The following is a 5,928-nucleotide window of genomic DNA, read 5'->3' on the forward strand; positions in this document are numbered from 1 at the left end:
AGAGATCGCTGGCCCTGGACCCCATGAACCGCCCGGACGCCTACCGTCTGCTGGCATCTGTCTACCTCGCTCAGGGCCGGCCGGAGGAGGCCGAGAGGATCTACCGCCGGGTGGACGAACAGTTTTCCGACAAAGGCCTGGCTCAAGGAAGTCTGTACATGCTGCTGTGGCCGCAGGTATCTTCATTATTGGTTGAAGCGGCAGAATACTATCGGACTAAGGGGGATCAAACCGAGGCGGAACGGTTGTTGGCTTCCGTCGTCGCCGAGGATTCCGCCGCCGTCACGGCTGCACTACGCCTGGCGGAACTGTATGTGGCCCGCGGCCGGCCTGCGGCGGCGCGCGCGGTACTCGAAGTGGTCGCCCGGCATCGTCCGGCCGACACGCGGATCCGTCAGGCGCTGGATGCTCTGGGGAGGGCGCCCTGATGGCTCGGACCTCCGCCGTCGATTTGGTTGGCAGGAGCAAGGAGCATCGTGTGACTGAGAGTGCGTTGAAAACCGCGCTTGTCAGGAACTCCACGGCGCAGGGGATGGCCCGGGGTCTCGAGTTCGCCACCATGTTCGTGCTCACCGCTTTGGTGGCGCGATCCTGGGGGACACGGGAGCTGGGTGCGCTGTCGGTCGTCACCACGCTTGTCGCACTGGCGACGTTCGCCGCAGACGGCGGGATCAACCTTCTGTTAATGCGAGAGATTGCCCGATCGCGCGACCGCGCCGCAGCGTACCTGGGTGCTGCGATCGTCTGGACCCTGGGTTGTCTGCCTGTTGCCTCTTTGGGACTGACGGCGGCCGCGCGGGCGCTGAGATCCGCGCCACTGGTGCAAGAGAGCATACTGGTCGGCGCGCTGTGGATGGCGCTAGGAGCGCTGATCCAGCTGTTCCGTGCCACGGTACTCGCCTTCGAGCGGTCCGAGCTAGACACCTTGGTGGTCGTCGTCGAGCGATCGGTGGCCCTCACCCTCGGGCTTGTCGTGGTCAATCGCCAGCCTGACCTCAGAGCGCTGTTATGGGTGCTCGTGCTATCGCGAGTCGCGGCGCTTACCGCTTTCGCCGCCATCTGGTTCCGCACGCTTCACGGGGGGCGTCTCCATCTCGACCTCAGCCTAGCCTGGAAGTTGGGACGGGCGGCGATACCGTTCGGCCTGAATGTCCTGGCGACGACTGTGTATGTGCAAAGTGACATCGTGCTCCTCTCAATGTTCCGCTCGCTAGACGAGGTGGGCTACTACCGGGCAGCAACTGCCCTGGCTCTGCCGTTCTCTACGTTGGGATTGGTGGTCAGCACGGCCCAGGTGCCTGTCATGGCGCGTGTGCTCGATCAAGGCCGGCGCCCTGAGGCGCTCCGACTGCAGGAGACGGCCATCCGGTACGGAGTCCAGATGGCACTGCCCGTCACGGCGGTGCTACTCGTGGAGGGGCGCCGAGTTGTAACCGCCGCGTATGGCCCGGGGTATACGGCCGCGGTGCTGCCGTTGCAATTGCTCGCATGCTCAATTCCGGTGCGGCTGCTAAACGGGAGCCTGGCAGCGACCCTGACCGCCGCGGGACGCCAGTACGTGCGGACACGCGTTGTCTGGGCAGCCGCAGGTGCGAACCTCGTGCTGAATCTCGCGGCGATTCCCCGCCTCGGGGCGGTGGGTGCCGGTCTGAGCACGGTCCTCAGCGACGTGTTGATCATGGCACTCCTGCTCGCACACGTCCGGCGCGTTGTGTGGCCGGTCGTTTCCGCACGGGCGACCGTCCCGGCCGTGACTTCTGCAGCCGCGCTCGTAATCGTCCTGACGCTGCTCCGGGGTCTGCCGCTCGGCATTGCCTTCGCTGGTGGTGGATCGGCCTACTTGGCCGCCTTATCCCTTACGGCTGGGCGGTCCCTCGGAGGAGTCGGCGCGGATGGAGGTGCAGGTGGTCCGGCATTTCCCCATGCGTCCGGCTCGCTACCCTGGGCGATCGTTGTCAGGAACTGGTGCCGGGCGGCGGCGAGGCGCCTCCTGGCGGTCATCCGGCGCGTCGCGGGGCGAGGAGGAGGGGATGCTGACAAATACCGTCATGAGCTGGCGTTCCAAGCCCAATGGGCACCGCTCTTCGCCCACCACCTTGACGACGTGCGAGGATACTGGCGGCGGTACCGGTACCTGGATGAGATTCAGATGCGCGTGCCCCTGAAAGCGTGCCGAATCCTGGACGTCGGCTGTGGAATCAGCACGGTTCTCCACTTCATCGAGGGCCATCGGTACGGCGTGGATCCCCTAGTGCACCTCTATCGGACGATGTACACGTATCCGCCCGAGATCATCCTCTGCGCGGGTCAGGGTGAGGCACTTCCCTTCCAAGATGCCAGTTTCGACGTCGTCTTCTGCTCCAACGTACTCGATCACGTGACGAGTCCCAAGCGCACGGTCGCTGAAATGGCGAGGGTGCTCCGGCCCGGCGGATACCTCGTCCTGACCGTAGAGGTCTTCGAGCGTCCCCGTCGGCGCGATACGGCGCATCCGTACAGCTTCACCGCGTCGGAGGTGCGCCGGCTGTTGCACGGTCGCTTCGAGATCGACCTCGATCGCACGTCACCCTGGATCGGATTGCAGAACTATGTCCTGGGGCGGGAGAACCCAGCCGGCACCAGCGAGCTGATCATCCTGGCGCGACGGAGTCAGGCGGCCGATGCGGGTTCTTAGCGTGCTGGCGTGGAAGGCCCATCGGGCGGCATACATTCTGGCCCACCATGGACCGGGGGGGTTGTGGTGGGAAACAGTAGACCGGCTGACAGCGCCCGCCGTCCGGGCGTGGGAGGAATGGGCATGGAAACGGGCCCTCCGTCGCCAGCACGGGAGGCTACACCGCACCGTCCTGGGGCATTCGATGATGCTGCTGCCGGAGGATGTGGGGCTCTCCAGGGAGCTGGCAGTCTACGGGATCCACGAACCTCTGACGACCCGCGTGCTCGAGGACGTCCTGGCCCCGGGGATGGTGGTGGCCGATGTCGGGAGCAACATCGGATACTTCCTCTTGATTGAGGCCCGTCGGGTTTGGCCCGACGGGCTGATCCTGGCTTTCGAGCCGGAGCCCACAAACTTCGCCACGTTGCGCCGCAACGTGGAGGCCAATGGCTACGCCAGCATTGTTCGCCTTTTCAACGTCGCAGTGGGGGAGCACCAGGGATCGGCTGAGCTGGCGGTCAGCGACCGTTCCAACTGGCACTCCTTGCAGCCCGTGGCGTGGGCAGTGGGCACCGTCCCCGTGACGCTGACTACCCTCGATGACGTCGTCGTGACCCAAGGCCTGCGCCGTCTCGATCTGGTGCGGATGGACATCGAAGGGGCCGAGCTGTGGGCGCTGCAGGGAATGACCGAGACTCTGCTCCGCTATCGGCCGCGGGTACTGGTCGAGATCCATCCTCACATCCTCCCTCCCGCCGATCTTGATCGGCTCTTCGCCCTGCTCGCCGCCCTGAAGTACGAGGTCGAATTCGTGCTTGACCGGAAGTGGGATCACCCGCTCCATGTCTGGCGACTGCGGCCGGAGCCCATGTCACTGGTCCGATTGGCCCGCGACCCGCGCGTGGTGGCCGATCGCCGGACTATCTCGGCCTTGCTTAGGCCGCGCTGATATGGCCGCCCGGCTGTCTGTCCTGATCGCCACGAAGGATCGCCCCGACGATCTGGAGGATTGCCTACGATCCATCGCCGCCCAGGACCGGCGGCCGCTGGACGTGGTGATCGTCGACCAGGGACGTCAGGGGGTGGCTGAGGTGGCGGCGCGGATCCTGACGCCTGCGGGGATCGTGCTTCGGTATAGTTTCCGTCCGGACCTACCCGGGCTTACGCACGCACGGAACTACGCGGTCGCCCTGGCCGAGGGGGACATTCTGCTGTTCCTGGACGACGATGTCGTGCTGGAGGAGGGGTACTGCCGTGCCATCCTGGCGGTTTTCGAGGCGGATGCGGCGGGCCGGATCGGCGGGGCGAGCGGCCTGATCACGAACATGGCCGGTTCCATGTCCCCGCTGCAGCTGCTTCGCTCCAGGCTCTTCTACCGGGGGCCCTTCAGCATCGAGCGGGATGCCGTCGACTTTCACCTGCGGCCCTCGCCAGGCCCCCGTCCTGCCCTACGTCTCTACGGCGGCAACATGGCCTTTCGCCGGGAGATCTTCACTCGCCTGCGATTCGATGAGGAGTATACGGGCTACAGCTTCGGCGAGGATCGCGATTTCAGCGTGGCGGTGGCCCGCCACTACGAGCTGCGCTGGGTCCCGGATGCCCGTCTTCTCCACAAACGTACGCCGGTCAGTCGGATTGACCGCGAGCGGTTTTGCGAACTTCGGGTGCTCAGCTGGCTGCACTTTTACGAGCGATACGTGCCCAAGTCTGCACTCAACCGCTTGGCCTTCCTTTGGCTCAATCTGGGTTTCGCCACCCTATTGGCGAAGGTGTGGGACTGGCCGACAGCCCGCGGCACGGCACGAGGGCTCGTCAGGGTAATGCGGACCTGGCGTCATCAGCAGAGGGCGATGCAGTCTCTAGTTGGAGACTGGCGGCCGAGGTGAAGACCTATGAGATACCGGGTCATCCACGTCATCGGCACGATGGAGGTCGGAGGAGGGGCCGGGCACCTCCTGGCACTCGTCCCGGCCCTCCGCCGCGAAGGCTTCGACGTCGAGGTCCTCACAGGAGTGATGGGTCGCACAGGACGGCGGATGCAGGACGCCGGAGTGCCCGTCACCGTGCTCGGACCGCTGAGCTCGAGCGCGTTACCCAGGCTGGTCCGGCGGTTCCGCCGACAACATCCCGACCTGATCCACCTGCACGGCAGCCGAGCGGGTTTCCTGGGCTCGGTGGCAGCATGGGTCGCGCGAACCCCGGCCCCGCTCATCTATACCGCTCATGCGTTTTCGTTTAAGCGGGTTTTGCCGGGACCGCTGCGGTGGGGGGCTACCGTGGCCGAACGGGTAACGGGCCGGCTTGTCGACACGATCATCTGTGTCGCGCTGGCCGACGCCCGGGCGGCTGCCGCTCGGGGCATCGTTGCTAAGCACGTGGAGGTTATCCCCAACGGAATTGACCTCTTCGCGCTGACCGCCGAGGCCCGGAATGACGTTCAGCATGACGGACACTCCGAGGCCCTGGTTATCGGTATGATCGCCCGTCTCGTGCCAGACAAAGATCCGCTGACCTTCGTGCGGGCCGCCGCGGGGGTGGCTGTCCGACGGCCGGCCGCGCGGTTTCTGGTGGTGGGCGATGGCCCACTCCGCCGCGAGGTGGAGGCCGAGTCGAGGAGGTTAGGCTTGTCCGATCGGCTGCGCGTCACCGGCTTCCGGGACGACGTTCCGGCACTCCTCGTCGGGATGGATATCATCGTGCTGCCCTCGCGCTGGGAGGGCCTTCCCCTTGCCGTCCTAGAGGCGATGGCCCTCGGCAAACCTGTCGTGTGCAGCCGCCTGCCGACCCTTCAGGAAATCCTAGATGACGGGCGGGCGGGGGTCCTGGTGCCGCCCGGCGACCCATGGGCCTTGGCCGACGTTCTGGTCGAGCTGGCCGATGATCCCACTCGCCGTGCCGCTCTGGGGCGAGCAGCTCGCGACAGGGTCTTGGAGGCATACACGGTGGATCGGATGGTGGTGCGGACGCTAGGCGTCTACCGACGCGCACTCGCCCACCGCGGATCGAATGCGGGCAGCGGCGAACATGCCGAGAGGGGTTGGGAGGTCGGTGGGGCCCGCCTTCTGACTAATCCAGGGGGACGCGCGGGCATACCGTCCGATGGTGGACCGCATGCTTGATGAAGGCCGCCGCCGACAACTGCGGGTGCTGCTGGCGATCATGCTCGACGGGAGCACGGTCGCGGCGGCGTTCTCGCTGGCCTACCTGCTGCGGTTCCGCTGGGAGGTCGTCCCGGCCGCTGACTCCCCGCCTCCCGGGCCGTACTTTGCCCC

The 5,928-nt window shown here is 66.1% G+C and carries 5 protein-coding genes; all 5 read left to right on the forward strand.

All coding sequences use genetic code 11. The annotated features are described in order from the left end of the window. Nucleotides 1–428 (forward strand): tetratricopeptide repeat protein (locus RB146_13925; GenBank protein ID MDQ7830062.1); only part of this gene is annotated, 428 nt, incomplete at its 5' end. Nucleotides 429–478: 50 nt separating this feature from the next. After that, nucleotides 479–2,674: a methyltransferase domain-containing protein gene (locus RB146_13930; protein ID MDQ7830063.1), complete on the forward strand. Its 2,196-nt coding sequence runs from the start codon at nucleotides 479–481 to the stop codon at nucleotides 2,672–2,674. Nucleotides 2,675–2,858: 184 nt separating this feature from the next. Then, on the forward strand, nucleotides 2,859–3,605 hold the full coding sequence (locus RB146_13935) for an FkbM family methyltransferase (protein MDQ7830064.1): 747 nt from the start codon (nucleotides 2,859–2,861) through the stop codon (nucleotides 3,603–3,605). Nucleotide 3,606: 1 nt separating this feature from the next. Then, entirely contained in the window at nucleotides 3,607–4,542 is a 936-nt protein-coding gene (locus RB146_13940) for a glycosyltransferase (GenBank protein MDQ7830065.1), read from the forward strand. A 6-nt stretch (nucleotides 4,543–4,548) separates the two neighbouring features. Next, nucleotides 4,549–5,775 (forward strand): glycosyltransferase, encoded by a 1,227-nt coding sequence (locus tag RB146_13945; GenBank protein MDQ7830066.1) that lies wholly within the window; start codon nucleotides 4,549–4,551, stop codon nucleotides 5,773–5,775. Nucleotides 5,776–5,928 lie beyond the last annotated feature (153 nt).

The sequence above is a fragment of the Armatimonadota bacterium genome, assembly GCA_031081585.1.
Classification (GTDB): domain Bacteria; phylum Sysuimicrobiota; class Sysuimicrobiia; order Sysuimicrobiales; family Humicultoraceae; genus Geohabitans; species Geohabitans tengchongensis.

Coding starts and splice junctions, on each gene's coding strand:
- RB146_13945 (MDQ7830066.1), top strand. CDS start 4,549: ATGAGATACCGGGTCATCCACGTCATCGGCACGATGGAGGTCGGAGGA.
- RB146_13940 (MDQ7830065.1), top strand. CDS start 3,607: ATGGCCGCCCGGCTGTCTGTCCTGATCGCCACGAAGGATCGCCCCGAC.
- RB146_13935 (MDQ7830064.1), top strand. CDS start 2,859: ATGATGCTGCTGCCGGAGGATGTGGGGCTCTCCAGGGAGCTGGCAGTC.